We start from the raw sequence: 16,692 nt of genomic DNA on the forward strand, positions 1-16,692 counted from the left end.
GTGTATAAGAGACAGGCAACACGCTGGGTTTGGTTTATCGACATTTCGAGTAGAGGTCCATCAACTAGGCCAAATGGAACACCATATGCATGGATACGTAAATGTAATTAATGTAATGCTTAGTAACATCTAGTGTTACTTTTAGTCTTTCGCGCTATGACTTGTCGAGCATTAATGATGCCGTTTGTTCGACTCGGGCAATCTTCCTCTCAACCAGGGCTTATCGCCACAACCAAAGCCAGAGCCAGAGCCAAGATACCATTTTGATTGTTACCACTATGAAAGCCATAGAATCAATCATCATCGGCAATACTGTTTACATCGACACTTTCTGGGTGCGTTTCAACACTCGGTCACTATCGTTTAGCACCCAACGTTCGTCCTACTTTAATGAATGCCAATATTAACGTTCAACCACTAGTCAATACCGCAGCCTCCGTTGGCAAAGTCGTGCTGCCTTATGCAATATCAGCAGGGCACGCTTACGTTAATACGCCCTACTTCCTGTTGCGATAAACCCGCCAAACCCATGACGTTCACAACGACAAAAACAAAGCCGATGCTTCTCAGTGCATCGGCTGTTTTGTTGGTTAGACTTGCTTAACTCATTATTCGCAAGGCGGTGCTAGGTGAATTAAAGCCAATCCACCCAGTGACGTTTCGCGGTATTTCTTGTTCATGTCTTTGCCCGTTTGGTACATGGTTTCAATCACCTTATCCAACGAGATCAGACATTTACTATTTCGTTTTAATGCCATACGAGAAGCATTGATCGCTTTCATAGCTCCCATGGCATTACGCTCAATACACGGAACTTGCACTAAGCCGCCAATTGGGTCACAGGTAATGCCTAGTGAGTGCTCCATGGCAATCTCGGCCGCAATACAAATTTGCTCATTGCTGCCACCACGTAGCGCGGTCAGACCGGCTGCCGCCATAGAGGAAGATACACCGACTTCGCCCTGACACCCCACTTCAGCGCCCGAAATAGACGCATTGGTTTTGTACAAGATGCCAATCGCACCCGATACAGCCAGGAAGTCTTTAAGCTGTTTGGTATCGAGCTCTTTGATGAAGCGATGGTAGTACATCAACACCGCAGGAATGACACCCGCCGCACCATTGGTTGGCGACGTGACCACTTGTCCACCAGCAGCGTTTTCTTCACTCACAGCAAAAGCAAACAGGTTAATCCAATCCATGATTTCCATAGGATCGTTTTCGATTGATGCATTTGCTTCAAGCTTCTTCAGCAAGTTTGGTGCACGACGGGTCACGTTCAAGCCTCCTTCCAATATACCCTCAGTATCGAAACCGCGCTCCATGCAACGCGTCATCACACGCCATATCTGTTCTGCCCGTTGATTGATGGCTTCCATATCCTGAAACGATTGTTCGTTTTTCAGAATCATGCCGCCGAGGCTCATGCCGTTCTTATCTGCCAGTGCCAACATTTCGTCCGCACTGGCGAATGGAAACTCAACTTCTACGGGAGCGGTTGCGCGGCCATTTTGCAGTTCATCCGCCGTTGCGATGAAACCACCACCGATAGAGTAGTAAGTTTCAAAACCAACCTGATTGCCATGCGCATCTAACGCAGTAATCGTCATGCCATTCTCATGTAGAGGAAGGTTCTCTTCATGGAACAACATATCCGTTTTGTAGTTGAATTCGATTTCATAACGGCCATCGACAGACATCATGCCCTCTTCAATCGCCTTGCGCATCGCTTTGTTCGCAGAGGCGATTTTGATGGTATCTGGTTTGTTACCCAATAGACCCAAAATCGTTGCACGGTCAGTATGGTGACCAATCCCCGTTAGCGAGAGTGAGCCGTATAAATCGACTTGAATACGAACCACTTTTGCCAAGTTCGATTCAATCAAACGAGTGAAGTGGTAACCCGCGATCATTGGGCCATTAGTATGAGAGCTAGAAGGGCCCACACCAATCTTGTAAATATCAAAGATGGACAGCATAAACTTACCTATTACGACAATGCAGCATAAAGCCAATCAGGGAGAACCATACAAGCGGCGATGGTCGCCACAGCGAACACCAATAGCCCGTAATGGCTTGCGGTTGGCTTTGCGAAAAGATGTTTTTGATTGTTGATAAAGATTTGTTGTTCGGCAGTCACAGCGCCCCAGCGATGACTCACTAACACACCAAATAAAAGGAAGACGAACGTACCAATTGGCGCAAACCACGGCCAAGCCACGTCGAGATACATCGCGGTAAACACCGCAACCACACTCATCATACTGCCAACGATCACGCCTTTCTCATTGGCTTTCGCCCAGAATAAGCCAAGCACGAACGAACCAAGACGGATACCCACAAAGATGGAGGTCAGGCTAGCAATGGTTTTGAGTACCGACTCATTCGATACCGCCAGAAGAGCTGGCACTACCACCATGGCCGCAGCAAGCAAACTCATCTTTCTTGCGACTTTTTCGTAGTGCTCGTCATCGGCACTTTTGCGAACGAAACGCTTGTAGATATCAAACGTCGCGACAGTCGCCATTGAGTTGTAGGTCGAATCCAAGGTCGACATTGCGGCCGCCGCCAATGCGGAAATAATCAAACCAACGACGATTGGATTAGTGTGGTTGAAGACGAAATCCAAAATCACTTCGTTGCTGTTTTCAAACGATTGATCTTGATAGAAAACACTCAGGAGGACACCAAGTACCGCGAAGAATAAGTACACAAAAAACGCACCATAACCACACAACAGCATCGACTTCTGCGCCGTCTTTTCACATCTCGTCGCTAGTGTGCGTTGTATGATCAATTGGTTGGTACCGTACACACTCAAATGCAAAAAGCTCACGGCAACCACGCCAGCCCAGAGTGTGGTATCTACGCCTAAATCAAAGTCTAAGTTGATGATATTCAAGTGATCACTAGAAAGGTAATCTGCCGCATTTATATCTGTCACTAAAATGGCAAAGATGGCGATGCTGCCCGCAATTAATACTGCAGATTGCAACATATCAGTCCATATCACCGTGGAAATCCCGCCAGCATAGGTATAGCAAGCGGTGAAAATACTTATGTAGATGATGGCTTCAGAAATACTGATGGGCAGAACTTGCACTAAGATCAGCGCCACGGCATACAGAATCACACCCGCTGAAATGCATTGCACCACAATAAACACTATCGAGTTGATGGTTCTTGCATATACCCCAAAGCGGTGCTCAAGGTATTCATAAATCGAAGTCAGGCCTAGCTTATAAAAGACAGGTACAAAGAAGATGACAGTAAAAAAGATAACGATGGGATAGTTAAGGTGAATACTCATCGCTTCCATGCCAGAGCTATAAACCCAACCAGGCATCCCTACAAACGTCATCGCACTAATGTAAGTCGCAAGTATCGAAACACCTGCCGTAAACCAACCAAATTGCTTTCCACCCGTAGAAAAGTCGCCACCATTACTGTAGCGCTTATTAACTAAATAGCTGATTAATATGGTAATTGATACATATAAAGCAATCACCACAAAACTTGAGTACGTAACCATTTTGAGGTATTCCTAATTCCGGATAGCTAATTATTATGCCCAGATATTACTTTAAAAAGGCGCTCTCAAACGATAAACCCACAATAAGTGTGACTATTATCACTAAAAACCAAATAATGGGTACGCATTCATTTTAAAATTGATTTTGATCACGGATCTAACAACCTTAAAAAAACTATGATTCATCCCGACACGAAAGCGAAGATGATCCAAATAAGATCGTGTTCATTAAGTTTGAATAACAACAAATCCTAAGTGAAATAGAGGTTTATCGGTCATGAATGCCAAAAGACACATGAGCGAAGTTCCTATGATTCAAAGGGTAGCTGCCTATCTTGCGATACTGGTTGGTTACTTTTTCTATTGTTATAACTTTGTAATTATTGACTACGTACGCCCATACATCGTTGAAGCGTATGATAGTATTAGCCTATCAGACACTGCCCAGTTCTATACCTGGCAGTCGGTTGGTGCACTCATCGGTGCGTTAAGCTGTGCTTGGTTCGCAACAAAGTTTGGTAAGAAATCCACTCTTATTACCATCACAGCCCTAAACGGTGGCGCAACGATCATCAATATGATGTTCACCGACTACACAACATGGGCAGCAATGCGTTTCATCATTGGTTTGTCACTGGGTGGTTACTTCACCGTAGCAGTGAGCCTGATGATCGGCCTATTTACGCCAACGGTACGTGGCAAGTTGACGGCGTTCGCGTCTTCTATGTTCTCTGTAGCACTGATGGTTATGGGTGCGTATGCAGCATTTATTGCAAGCATCGATGCACCATGGGAAAGCCTAATGCTTGTTGGTGGTATCCCACCATTGGCAGCCGCTGTGGTCATGATCTTTGTACTACCTAGCGACAGCAAAGTGATCGCTTACGGTGAAGAAGAGCAAGCAAAAGCAGAAGAATCAAGTGCACCAGAGAAAACAGGCTCTTGGGGCGAAATGCTAAGCAAGCCTTACCGTAAGATCACATTAACGTGTCTATTACTGGCTGGCCTTAACTTCTACGGTTTCCAATTCTTTGGTGGCTTCGTAACCACTTATCTACGTGATGTACGTATGTTCGACGGTGCAACCATCGGTCTCATCTTCTCTATCTCAGCATTTGGTTCACTGTTTGGTGCGTGGTTCTGGGGTTGGGTAGCTGACAAATTCGGTCGTAAGGTGAACGCATTTGGCTTCATCCTAGCGGGCGTCATGGTTTCAATCTTCTTTGTTGCACCTGGCGACATGGTGATTGGCGGTCTAAACATGCTGGCTCTACTTGGTCTGATTTACAACTTCGGTCTGTCTTCTTCAGCGGTGTGGGGTGGCTACTTCTCAGAACTGTTCCCAGCACACCTACGTAGCTATGGCGCAGCGCTATTCCACGGCGGTCGTATCCTTGGTATGTGGGCACCAATGGTACTTATCTTCATCCAAGAGCGTACCGACCTACAAACCGCAATGTGGGGTTCACCAATCGTATGGATTCTTGCTGGTCTTCTATGGCTGTCACTGCCAGAGACACTAAAAGGTGGCGTGTTCGATAAGAGCAAAAAAGCCGAAGCAGCAAAAGCGTAACTGAATTTCAAAAACTCCGGCTGGCTCCCAGCCGGATGAAAAAACTTAATTTCGAGTCCTGTTCCCAAAGCCGACTCGACAGCAAATAAGAGAGTTTATTATGTCTAAATATCAAGAAGCGAAACGCGTTGTACGTGAATACTTCAGCGCAATGGAAAACGCAACTCACGAGAACGTGGCAGAAGTACTAAAAGCACACACTTCAGAAGATTACCTATGGCGTGGTGTTTACCCATTCCGTGAGCAACAAGGCGCTCAAGCAGCAGCTGACGTTTTCTGGGCTCCTTTGATGAAATCAATGACTCGCATGCAGCGACGTCAAGACATCTTCATCGGTGGTGAGAACGAAGTAACATCAGGTGAAATCTGGGTAATGAGCATGGGTCACTTCATGGGTCTATTCGACGCTGAATACCTAGGCATGCGCCCAACTGGCAAGATCATGAACATCCGTTACGCAGAATTTAACTGTGTTGAAAACGGTAAGATCACTAAGACTGGCCTATTCCTAGACCTTCTAGGCGCGATGGACCAAGCGGGTTGTTACCCACTACCACCATCAACAGGTAAGCACTTTGTATACCCTGGTCCTCGTAACCACGACGGTCTACTGTTCGAAGACGCAGCACCAGAAGAAGGCGTAGCAACATTAGCACTAGTGAACAAGATGGTTGATGACCTATCCGCACTAAACGACAGCGGCGCAATGGGTTGCCCACCAGAAGTTCTTGAGAAGAGCTGGTCTAAAGACATGATCTGGTACGGTCCATGTGGTATCGGTGCGTCTTACACAATCCCTCGTTACCAACAGCAGCACCAATTGCCGTTCCGTAACAACCTAAAAGACAAGAAGTTTAACGGCCACGTATGTCGTTTCGCAGAAGGTAACTTCTCTTGTTTCTTCGGCTGGCCAAACCTATCTAACACACCAATCGGTGGTTTCCTAGGTATGACAGGTGGTGAAGTACGCGCAGACATGCAAGTGGTTGACGTTTACTACCGTGACGGCGACAAGCTATCTGAGAACTGGGTACTGATCGACCTTCCTTACTGGCTAAAACAGCAAGGTCTAGACGTATTCGAGCGTACTCAGCAGATCCTAAACCCTTCTCTATAAGAAGTCCTAGGGGCGGATTGTCAACCCGCCTTTATGTTGCCTGAATCCCCTCTCGGTTCAGGCAACATGCTCCCAACTCGTGCCTCAAGGATGGGGCACAACCTCAAGATAGAACCCTTATTCACAACGGGCACGAACGCACGGTGGCTTTCTGCGCCCTAAATAACGAGATTGATGATGAAAAAGTCGACCCTTTCAGCAGTGATTTTAGCAGCGCTTACTTCTAGCTCAGCCTTTGCTGCACACACTTTTGTTAATGACGCTGGTGACAGCCTAACCATCGATGGCCGTTTCGATCTTCGCTACCAAGACCGTGGCGGTGATGACAACGGCGAATGGAACAGCGGCAGCTCACGTTTCGGTTTGAAAGGCCAAATGGGCTTAGATAACGGCTGGACTGGATTCGGTCACGCGGAATGGGGCTACAACTCCGGCGCGAACGGCGACAACATTTACGACCGCTTGCTATACGCTGGTGTTGATCACGAAAAATACGGCAAGATTGCTGCGGGTACTAAGCAGTGGTCTACCTTCTACGACGTAGCATGGTACACCGATTTAGGTCGTGTATTCGGTACTCGTGGCTCAGGTGTTTACAACCTAGCTGACTGGGGTATCGCATCCGGTGCGGGTCGTGCAGAAAACTCAATTACGTACCGTAATTCAATTAATGAAAAAGTGAGCTACGGCTTTACTTACCAAACCACACGTGAAGATGTTGCTCTAGCAAGCAATGCGACAGCCTCACTGAAAAACGGCATGGGTGCGTCGATCACTTACAAACCGGTTGATGGCGTAACACTTGGTGCGGCTTACTATCAAAATGAAGTTGCGGATCTAGACGCAAGCGTGGTTGGCGTAGAAAACGGCGACAACATGCGCATCATGCTATTGGGCGCAAACTACAGCAACGGTGGCTTCTACGCGGGTGCGACTTTCCACGTTGGCGAAAACTGGGAAGCAGTTAGCCAAGGCGGTACAGACGTAATGTTCGATACCCTAGGTGGTGAAATCTACACTTACTACCACTTCGACAACGGCCTGCGCCCAACGTTGAACTACAACTACATGGAAGATCGCGGTGACGAGACACAAGGTTACGAGCGTAACTTGCTGATTCCTGGTATTGAATACCACTTCCAGAAGAACAAATTCCTAGTTTGGACTGAATACCAGTTCGACCTAGGTAAAGATCAGTACGATGGCAGCAAATTCGAAAACCGTGATGATCAATTCGCGGCAGGTATTCGCTACTACTTCTGATAACCACGAGATAAGTTATTCCGGTTACGTAACTTATTCGATTTAGTGGAAATGGGAAATAAGAGCAAGCCTTACCTTTTTTGGGTAAGGCTTTTTTCGCATGCAAAACATGAAATGTGACTTGGGTACTACCCAAACTTCGTCCCCAAAGACAATCCAACCCTTTATTTACCTAAATCTTGCTTATTTCCCTTTATGACTACGTACCTATTTGTGTTAACCTAGTCACAGTTAAACTGACTTATGAATCCACTCACATGAATCCTGCAAAACAAACCGTAACATCGAAGGACGTTGCCAAACTGGCTGGCGTTTCTCAATCTACTGTATCGCGTGTGTTTGTTCCGGGCAGCTCAGTATCTGAAAAGACCAAGCAAAAGGTCTTCGAAGCCGCGAAAGCCCTAAACTACCGTCCAAATGCTTTTGCACGTAGCTTGACTACCAACGAATCTAAGTTGATCGGTTTGGTATTCCCCGATGCGGACTACCCTATCCACATGAAAACACTTCAATTGATTTCAAGTGAATTGCAGAAGCAAGGCTACTCAGCGGTGTTGATTCCATGGCAAGTGGATGATGAAGACAACCACTCAATCCCGAACATCTTCCAATACCGTGTAGATGGTGTCATTGCCGCCTCCGCTACCTTCAACAAATCACTGTATGAAGAGTGTGAAGAGTTCAATATCCCTATCGTTCAGTACGCGCGAGTCGTCGAAGGCACTAAGAGCAGTTACGTTATCAGCGACAACTACGAAGCTGGTCAACAAGCGGCGCAACTGCTACACGAAAGTGGGGTGAAAAACGCAGTTTACCTGACGGGTGAAGTGCCAACCTTTACCAACGACGAGCGTCAAAGTGGCTTCAGCTCTGAGTTTGAAGACTTAACGGGCAAGACGCCGCGCATTGTTGAAGCGAGCTACGACTACGCAAGTTCGCTGGATAAAGTACGTGCTATGCTGGCAAACAAGAATCGCCCAGAAGCCGTATTTTGCGCGACCGACAACCTTGCAATGGCAGTAATGGACATTGCACGTATTGAGTGTGGTATTCGTATCCCTCAAGATCTGAAAGTCATCGGCTTCGACAACATTCCACAAACAGAATGGTTGAGCTACCAACTGACCACTTTCCGCCAAGACTTCCGTCGTCTTGCGCGTGAATCTGTAAAAATCATCGTTGATCAAATCAACAATAAAAACAGCAGCTTGGTGAAGATGATGGTGCCAGTCAAATTGATAGAGCGCAGCACCACCAAAGCCTAATTCCAGAGAAGCCAACCCAAGCGGTTGGCTTTTTTATTTCCTCATCTCTTCTTTCTCTTGCCCCTCATCTTTTACTTCTACTTCTAAGATTTCGAACCAATGGTTCATTTGGTGTTGTGATTACTAATGAACCTCTGTATATTTATGAGCCATTACAGTATATGAGCCATTCATAAGAGGCACTTTACGACCATGAATACCTTTATCTATACGCGCCGCTCACCCAAAAACCAAGCTTATCCCGAGCAACTTGAAGCACTGAAATCCAGTGCTCCAGAGGCGGCAATCCTTGAAGACAAAGTACGCGGCTGCACACCACCAGCCGAGCGACAAGCCTTTCAACAACTCTTAAACGCCACTCAACCCGGTGACACGGTGGTGCTTTGGTGGCTAACCGCCTTTGGCCGCGATTTCAGCCAAGCATTGAGCACAATTCAGACACTGCTTGATAAAGGCGTCACCCTCAAAACCGTTTGTGAGCCACTAACATTTGAGCCAGATTCAGTTCAAACCCAAACATTACTCTCTCTGCTTTCTGGTTATGGGCAAGTACAAACTCAACACCGTCTATTTGCCGCAGCACAAGGCCGTAAAGCAATTAAAGACAACCCTGAGATGTGGAAACATAAGTTTCGTGGTCGTCCGGCAGACAAAGCAAAACATCAGCACATTGCGACCTTGCTTCTGGAAGGAAACACACTACAGAGCGTGGCTGAGCAATGTGAAGTCAGCCTATCCACAGTCAAACGTGTGAAAGCCAAACTGAATGATTTTGATGAAGAAGGAAGCTTGCGGCGCCGTGGTGATGGTGAAAAATCATGAGTCGACCATTCGAATTTAAAACCATCTTGCTGGCGTGTCTTATCATCAGTGTTGGTCAGCTCAGCATGGGCTTGGTGTTCCCTTCCCTGCCTTGGATCGCAAAAGATTTCGATATTTCCCTCGACCAAGCTCAGCTGTTAGTCAGTGTTTACTTGCTAGGTTTTGGGCCTTCACAGTTTATCTATGGTCCAGTATCCGATGCATTGGGCCGCAAAAAGGTGCTGTTGGCTGGCTTGTTGATTGCCATGCTCGGCCTATTGATGATCATCTTCCTAAGCCACACTTTCACTGGCATGGTGGCGGGACGTTTTCTGCAAGGTTTAGGAACTGGCTGTTGCGCGGTGTTAGCCCGAGCGTCTACTCGCGACCGCTTCAATGGCCCTGAGCTCCCTGTCGCTTTGTCCTACATTGCTATGGCAGCTTCTGTTACACCGTTAGTTGCTCCTGTTATTGGTGGTTTCATTAACGCCCACTTCGGCTGGACCATGGTGTTTATCTCGCTGTTGGGTTACGTATTGTTGGCTTGGGCTGTGATCGTATTTCGCTTCCAAGAGACCATCACACAAACCTCAGCCTTGCCATCACCGAAAAAGATGCTGCTGCAATATCGTGACCTTTTGACTTCTCGTTACTTTATGAGCTTTGCCAGTATTGGTTGGCTTAACTTCAGCTTGATGATCACCACTGTTTCGGTGATGCCTTTCATCATGCAAAACCAAACCGGCATGACATCCGATCAATACGCGATGTGGGCACTGATTCCGGCGTTCGGCATGATCTGCGGCACCAGTATCTGTAACCGTGTGCGACCAATCATCGGCACGAAGAAGATGCTACTGGTCACGCCAATCCTGCACGTCAGTTCCGCAGCGTGGCTGTTCTTCTGCCCTGTTGAGCCGCTGTACTTAATGCTAGGCCAACTGCTGATGATTTTAGGCAATGCTATCGCTCTACCTTGTGCTCAAGCCATGGTAATGCAACCCTATAAGAAACAAGCGGGGGCAACTGCGGCGATGTCGGGCGGCGGCCAAATGGTGGTGTCATCGATTGTGAGTATGGCATTGGTGCAGCTCGGATTAAGCCAAGCGTGGCATCTGTCATTAGTAATCGTGGTCTTCGCGCTCATTACACTGACCAATGTTTTGCGAGGCTTCACCACAGAGCAACCTTCAGAGCAATAAAAACAAAAAGGCGACACCGAGGTCGCCTTTTTATTATGAAGAAATCCTTCGAGATTGATGCCTGTGAATCACGCTTATTGCTGCGCTACCTTCACTGATGGTTTGGTTGAGCTTGTGTAGTCAAAGTCAAACGCAATGCCATCTTTGGTTACATCCAAAGACATACCACCGATAAGCTCACCTTGTAGACTCATCTTCACGTCTTCTGGTACTGGCTCGCCAGACACTTGAGATGCCGTTTCAATCACTTCCAGTACGCGGTCCGAATCCATAGTGAAGCTCAATAGGCCATTCGCTGTTAGCGGCTGAGCCATAACTTTCTCACTCGCTGCTGCTGACGCATCACCACTGTAAAGCGTTAAGTGGCTACCGTTGAGACGAGCAAACACGTCCATTGGTTTACCTGCATACGGTTCAAGCAGACCGCCAATATTCACCGGTTGGTTGTCCGGTTGGATCTGAATCTGCGCTAGTTCAGGCATGAACATTTGTGCCGTTTGCAGCAACATGTTTGGATCGTCCGCTGAGATAGAGAAGATCGCATCCAGCTGACCTAGCTCAGGTCCGTATTGGCCATTCATGTTCACATCTAGGCCGAACATTTCCATGCTCAAGCCTTTCAGGCCATTTGCCATGCCAGCACCCATGCTGATCGCCGGAGCTGGGTTTTGACCACGCATTTCATTTTGCGCTTGTGCCAGAAGCGAACATTGGTATTCAGGCGTGGTTAAATCTGTCCAGATCTTACCAATCGCAGGAGCCAGAGTAGCAACGTCTAGGCCTAATGCCACGCTAAACATGCTCTGTTCACCGTTGGATTCTGCCAATACGCCACGCATAGATTGCAGCGCCTCAAGGATCACTTGGTTCTTCGATTCAACAACAAAGCTACCATTGAGGCGAGCTTTGTCATCACCAGAGCTGTACTCTCCAAACGCCACCATCTGCGGCCAGTTGTTTGCTATTTGAGTAAACTCGGTATGACATGCTGGAGAACGTAGTTGCTCTAAAGTTGGGTCAGAATCGACATTCTTAAGTTGGCGCGCCATTCGGTTGCCATCAAGTGTCGTTAGACCTTTAATGATCTCACGAATGTCGAAAATCCCGAATGAGTTGTTGTTTGTGCCGTACTTAGTTTGCACCGCTTCGAGGCGACCAGAATCAACGATGCTGCTCTTCGGAGCTTCTAGACCAAATGCCAGTTTAAGTGGGTTTTCAACACCAAGTTCAGGAATATCGAAAGTCACTGTCAGTACGTTGTTAACCACTGCCACCGCAAGGCCAATACCCAGTTGTGGATCTTGCGAATCCGTCAACTCATAGCGACGGAACTCCACGGTATCTAGCTTAACAAGTTCATGTTGAATGCCCGCCAGTTGCTCTTGCTCATCCAACGTTTTCCAAAGCGCTGCAGGGTTTTCCAATTGCACTTTATAAACAGGAACAAGGCCTAGGGTGTACATGATTGGGTTGACCATATCGCCCGTACCCAAGAAGGCTTTTAAGCTCTCAGGAGAAGAGGCCGCTGCCATATACGCATCCAAGAAATTAACCGCAAACTCTAAACCAGGAGTCAGCTCTTCTTCAGCAAACAACTCTCCCATTGGTGGCTGCTGTGATGTACCGAATGCATTCATGTACTCGAAGTGATTAAAAGGTTCTGTTTGGTAGGTAACCAACAAGGTATCAGCAGGCACTTGAGCAAGTAGCGAGCTTGAAGATTCACCTTGGGCAAGGTTGTTTTGGTACACATATGCGGCACCACCGGCTGCTGCGACCACTGCAGTAGCTAATAATAATTTTTTCACGACCAACTCCGTTGTCTTGGTTTTATTTCCCCAAACCAACCTGCTGGTTTGAGTAAGCATTAAGCCTTAAATAAACGCTTTGAAAGGATGAGAAACTTCATTCCAATATTCAGGTATTTATTTACATGCAACGCCATCATAAACGCACAAACAAAGTTATCAATTTGCTGAATATCAATTTCTTAAAATATCCAACATTTATAAGACGAACCGTGAAGTAAGTTAAATTGCGCGGCCACACTATTAGCAAGTAGCTCAATAAAAATAATGAGATGCCATACCCTACCGTCCAAATTCAGTGCATTATTAAATCCATTTGCAAATTTTTCTTTATTGTCTGAAAACAGCTCACGACCTGACATTTCCGTCTATTCCTCCTCTAGAAGACGACGGAGCTTTTACTTACAGTCAGAGCTATCAATAACGAATATCGCACCATTATTGCCCTATATATTGCCATGAAAGACCAGCTGACTATTTCTATCTCGACCATCAATGGCTCTAAGCATTGGTACTTCAGCAAAGCCATGCAGCGTAACTTTAAAACGTGCTTGGCGGTATTCGCCTTAGGGTTAGCAGCGACAGCGATGCTGGTGAATCACCTCTACTCTCAAGTGGATGAGGCGGCGCTTGAACAAGCAAAGTTATCCGAGCATTCACGCAATATGGGGCAAGAGTTAAGTCAGCTAAAAACACTGAAGTCAGAGCTTGAGAACGACCTCTCTGAACGAGAAGAGCGCGTCCAACTTGTTTCTGAACGTTTGGGCGAGTTGGAGAAAGTACTCGGTGTCGCCAACGAATCCAACACTGAAAGTCTAGATGCGCGCTTTGATACCGCCGCGGTCACGTCTAATGTCAGAATGGTGATGCTAAACCAGATCCCTAGCGGCTCTCCAGTCGGTAAAGCACACCTTTCATCGGGGTTTGGCAAGCGTATTCACCCTGTCACCAAGCAGGCCAAGCTGCACCGAGGACTCGACTTTGCAGTTAACACTGGCACCAAAGTATATGCCTCTGCCGATGGCGTTGTAGAAGCAGCCCGTCGAAGTAACAAAGGTTACGGTAACTTGTTGCGTTTACAGCATTCATTTGGTTTTTCGAGCGCTTACGCGCACTTAAAAGAGTTCAAGGTTAAAGCGGGTGAGTTTGTTAAAAAAGGACAGCTCATCGCCATTTCAGGCAATACCGGGCTCTCTTCCGGTCCTCACCTTCATTACGAGGTGAGATTTATTGGACGAGCCTTAGATCCGAGGCCATTCGTGGATTGGCACCTCAATGATTTTGAAGACATTTTTACTAAGGAGCGAAGAATACGATGGGAATCTTTAATCAAAACCGTGGAACAACGAGTGGCTCATCAGCTTCAACTCTCATCGCCAAAGGCTGTTCTGTTAGCGGAGAACTCAAAGTAGAAAGTGACATACAGGTTGATGGCATCATCGAAGGCCAGTTGCATGTCGAAGGTACATTGGTCGTCGCAGAAAGCGGCCGTGTTAAAGGCGACATCTACGCTAAACAACTGATCGTCAATGGCTTACTGGATGGAAACTGCCATGCGGAACACATTCAAGTGCTAGCAAAAGGCCGAGTCAGTGGCAAAATTTGGAGCAACAATCTGAGTATTGAGCCGGGTGGTAAGTTCTTCGGAGAAGCCGCAGAACTGCCAGAAAAAGAAGTGGTGACGCTAAAAGAGAAGTCTACTGAAGCGAGAGAGACAACAGCAAAAACGGATAAGTCATCAGATCGCAAAACTGCATAAATAAAAGTGCTAAATATAGACGAGAAAAAGGGCACGGAATGTGCCCTTTTTAGTGGTTGCTATGCTTGCGCTAGACTAAATTAGAATTCGTAGAACAGGCGAACACGAGCGCCAAAATCGTCTTCTTCTTTGAACGCTTCACTTGACGAAGTTGCATCAAGATTATTGGTAACGGTTGTGTAGTAAGAGCCCAGTAGCACTGAGAAGTTCTCTACCTCTAGTACGTCCGTAAACTCGTAAGAAGCGTAAAGGGTAGATACCTTCACATCGCCTTCTGCCCAGCCTTGAATCTCTTGGCTTTCGTATTCGTTCATCGCGTAAACGTAACCAATACCTAGCCCTTTCCACAGTGCGTTAACACCTGTCGAGAAGTTGTTTTCGTCAACCGCATCTAGGTAAGCCACGTTTGCATTCACAGACCAATCACCGCTGGTCCAGTTACCCGTTAAGCCGTAGCCAGTACGATCAGAAATGTCGACGCCTTGGTCTGTCACTACAGCATCAGAAACAAGGTTGGTTTCCATCGATGCCGCTAGGCTGAAATCACCCATTTGGTAAGCAACAACAGGGCGTACTAAGAAGGAGTCTTTGCTGCTTGTAATGGCTTGACCGTGGTATGTTCCGCCATCGGTACCTTCATGGAAAAGATCTGAACGATCACCGATCATTGTGCTCAGTTCCAAGTATAGATTGCCAAAGTTTTGGCTGTACATCAGCTGACCATCAGAGCCACGGCCACGCGCTTCTTTCATCTGATAGGTATAAGCCGAACCATCGGTGTAAAGCTCGTTAGACGTATCACCTGAGTACTCTAGGAATACATCCAAACCAACAGAGAACATATCATAAGCTTCAAAACGATCCGCTTTGATTGCCCAGCTGTCTTTTTTACCAAACTCGAAGTATGCATCATCGACGTTTACCTCGCCCGTGCTTTCAAACAGAGGCTGTGCTTTTACGCCAACGTAGTGACCATTACTGGTGAACTTCTCGCCCGCAAATTCAATCAGTACGCGACCATCTTGGTTGAATTCTTGATCACCAGAATCGTTCGACTCGCGATCTTGATAGTTGAAGTTCAATTCAACGTCACCGCCGATAGAAAAGTTACCTTCTTCGTTGTCGACAATGCTGATGCCCGCATTTGCCGATAGTGCCGAGAATACGCCGATAGCGCTCAGAGATAGTTTCAGTGCTTTGTTCATGTTAAACCCTATATGTATTAGATTTTATTGTGTAAAAGTGCTGATTTCAGAGACAGCAAACCCCGCCCCTTCTTCTTGAAAAGAAAGGCTTAGAGAAATTGGTTTATTTTTAGAAGTTAGATTTCGGTGCTAGCCCCAAGCTCTGGGGCTAGACCAAATTTAGAGCCACAACTGTATATTGTGACAAGTGGTATCGTTACTCGGCGACCAGCGCGACCGCTTCACGCGTCAGCTGAGCCAACTCTTCCCACTTGCCCGCTTCGATAAGTTTTTTGTCGACCATCCAAGTACCACCACATGCCAGCACGCGCGGCACTGCTAGGTAGTCTTTAATATTCGAAGGGTTGATGCCCCCAGTCGGCATAATTTCCACATCACCATAAGGAGCCAACAGTGCTTTCACCATATTGACGCCACCAGAAGCCTCTGCCGGGAAGAACTTCAATGTTGTCAGTCCCATTTCTAACGCCGCTTCAACTGCGCTTGGGTTGTTCACACCAGGTACGATATCAATACCAATTTCTTGGCAAGCTTTAACAGTGTTTGAGTTAAAGCCCGGAGAAACCACAAAGGTTGCCCCGCCTCTTTGGCTGCGATGGCTTGCTCACGATTAAGCACCGTGCCAGCACCAATCAGCATGTCTGGCTGTGCTTCACGCAATAGACGGATGGCCTCGACAGCAGCATCGGAGCGAAACGTAATTTCGGCCGCTGGCAGAACGTTTTCTGCCAACACTTTACCCAGTGGGATGATGTCTTCTGCGCGATCAATGGCGATCACTGGGATCACTTTTAACGCTTTCAATTGAGCTTTTAAATTCGACATGTGGTTTCCTGTATATCTATTTTCTGAACTGAGCAATGGCCGCATTGGTTGCCAATCGTGGAATGATGGCGCCTTTGTGTTGAATCACAGTGCCTGCGAGGGTATTCCCATTCATACACGCTTGTTTGATGTTGCCATCAGACAAGTACGTCGCAAGGAAACCACCATTAAATGAATCGCCTGCCGATGTGGTATCGATGACATTTTCTACCGGTGTCGTCACCACTGAATAAGGCGCAGGTTGATCGGTATCTGCAACTAAACAGCCTTCTGGGAACAAGGACATCCTCAAAATCTTGCGGTAGGTTGCCAGAAGCTGTACGGCTCCAACAAGAAGTGGAA

At 47.0% G+C, this 16,692-nt stretch carries 14 protein-coding genes and 1 pseudogene; 8 read left to right on the forward strand and 7 right to left on the reverse strand.

Going from position 1 to position 16,692, the window contains the following annotated elements:
- Nucleotides 1-608: 608 nt before the first annotated feature.
- Complete coding sequence (locus KIV40_RS20040; protein WP_285350934.1) at nt 609-1,979, reverse strand: L-serine ammonia-lyase; 1,371 nt, start codon at nt 1,977-1,979, stop codon at nt 609-611.
- Nucleotides 1,980-1,990: 11 nt separating this feature from the next.
- Nucleotides 1,991-3,532, reverse strand: a complete 1,542-nt coding sequence (locus tag KIV40_RS20045) for a sodium:solute symporter (RefSeq protein ID WP_285350936.1) — start codon at nt 3,530-3,532, stop codon at nt 1,991-1,993.
- 277 nt (nt 3,533-3,809) lie between these two features.
- Here KIV40_RS20045 and KIV40_RS20050 point away from each other — a divergent pair, with 277 nt between their 5' ends.
- The 6 genes from KIV40_RS20050 (at nt 3,810) to KIV40_RS20075 (ending at nt 10,753) form a co-directional block, all read left to right on the forward strand.
- Nucleotides 3,810-5,105 carry an MFS transporter gene (locus tag KIV40_RS20050; RefSeq protein WP_285350937.1) on the forward strand — a complete coding sequence of 432 codons (1,296 nt, stop codon included), beginning with the start codon at nt 3,810-3,812 and terminating at the stop codon, nt 5,103-5,105.
- A gap of 100 nt (nt 5,106-5,205) precedes the next feature.
- Entirely contained in the window at nt 5,206-6,222 is a 1,017-nt protein-coding gene (locus KIV40_RS20055) for a nuclear transport factor 2 family protein (protein WP_005374772.1), read from the forward strand.
- Nucleotides 6,223-6,399: 177 nt separating this feature from the next.
- Nucleotides 6,400-7,485, forward strand: coding sequence for a porin (locus KIV40_RS20060; RefSeq protein WP_285350939.1), 1,086 nt, complete (start codon nt 6,400-6,402; stop codon nt 7,483-7,485).
- A gap of 257 nt (nt 7,486-7,742) precedes the next feature.
- On the forward strand, nt 7,743-8,750 hold the full coding sequence (locus KIV40_RS20065; protein WP_050913891.1) for a LacI family DNA-binding transcriptional regulator: 1,008 nt from the start codon (nt 7,743-7,745) through the stop codon (nt 8,748-8,750).
- Between the two features lie 192 nt (nt 8,751-8,942).
- A complete protein-coding gene (locus KIV40_RS20070; RefSeq protein ID WP_285350942.1) occupies nt 8,943-9,572 on the forward strand; it encodes a recombinase family protein in 630 nt (209 codons plus the stop codon).
- Nucleotides 9,569-10,753, forward strand: a complete 1,185-nt coding sequence (locus tag KIV40_RS20075; protein WP_285350944.1) for a multidrug effflux MFS transporter — start codon at nt 9,569-9,571, stop codon at nt 10,751-10,753. The genes KIV40_RS20070 and KIV40_RS20075 overlap by 4 nt, the downstream gene beginning before the upstream one ends.
- Before the next feature lie 74 nt (nt 10,754-10,827).
- Here the strand turns inward: KIV40_RS20075 and KIV40_RS20080 are convergent, their stop codons facing one another.
- Nucleotides 10,828-12,561 (reverse strand): hypothetical protein, encoded by a 1,734-nt coding sequence (locus KIV40_RS20080; RefSeq protein ID WP_285350946.1) that lies wholly within the window; start codon nt 12,559-12,561, stop codon nt 10,828-10,830.
- A gap of 182 nt (nt 12,562-12,743) precedes the next feature.
- Nucleotides 12,744-12,923 carry a hypothetical protein gene (locus tag KIV40_RS20085; RefSeq protein ID WP_285350948.1) on the reverse strand — a complete coding sequence of 60 codons (180 nt, stop codon included), beginning with the start codon at nt 12,921-12,923 and terminating at the stop codon, nt 12,744-12,746.
- 96 nt (nt 12,924-13,019) lie between these two features.
- On the opposite strand from KIV40_RS20085, the gene KIV40_RS20090 reads away from it, so the two are divergent.
- Nucleotides 13,020-13,973: a M23 family metallopeptidase gene (locus KIV40_RS20090; RefSeq protein WP_285350950.1), complete on the forward strand. Its 954-nt coding sequence runs from the start codon at nt 13,020-13,022 to the stop codon at nt 13,971-13,973.
- Entirely contained in the window at nt 13,877-14,320 is a 444-nt protein-coding gene (locus tag KIV40_RS20095) for a polymer-forming cytoskeletal protein (RefSeq protein WP_080993894.1), read from the forward strand. Before KIV40_RS20090 ends, KIV40_RS20095 begins: the two co-directional genes overlap by 97 nt.
- 80 nt (nt 14,321-14,400) lie before the next feature.
- On the opposite strand, the gene KIV40_RS20100 is transcribed toward KIV40_RS20095, so the two are convergent.
- The 3 genes and pseudogenes from KIV40_RS20100 to KIV40_RS20115 form a co-directional block, all read right to left on the reverse strand.
- Nucleotides 14,401-15,525: a carbohydrate porin gene (locus KIV40_RS20100; RefSeq protein WP_285350952.1), complete on the reverse strand. Its 1,125-nt coding sequence runs from the start codon at nt 15,523-15,525 to the stop codon at nt 14,401-14,403.
- A gap of 196 nt (nt 15,526-15,721) precedes the next feature.
- Nucleotides 15,722-16,350 (reverse strand): annotated as a pseudogene (locus KIV40_RS35610) (bifunctional 4-hydroxy-2-oxoglutarate aldolase/2-dehydro-3-deoxy-phosphogluconate aldolase).
- A gap of 16 nt (nt 16,351-16,366) precedes the next feature.
- Nucleotides 16,367-16,636: a PfkB family carbohydrate kinase gene (locus KIV40_RS20115; RefSeq protein WP_285350956.1), complete on the reverse strand. Its 270-nt coding sequence runs from the start codon at nt 16,634-16,636 to the stop codon at nt 16,367-16,369.
- Between the last annotated feature and the right edge of the window lie 56 nt (nt 16,637-16,692).

Source organism: Vibrio sp. D173a, from assembly GCF_030248475.1.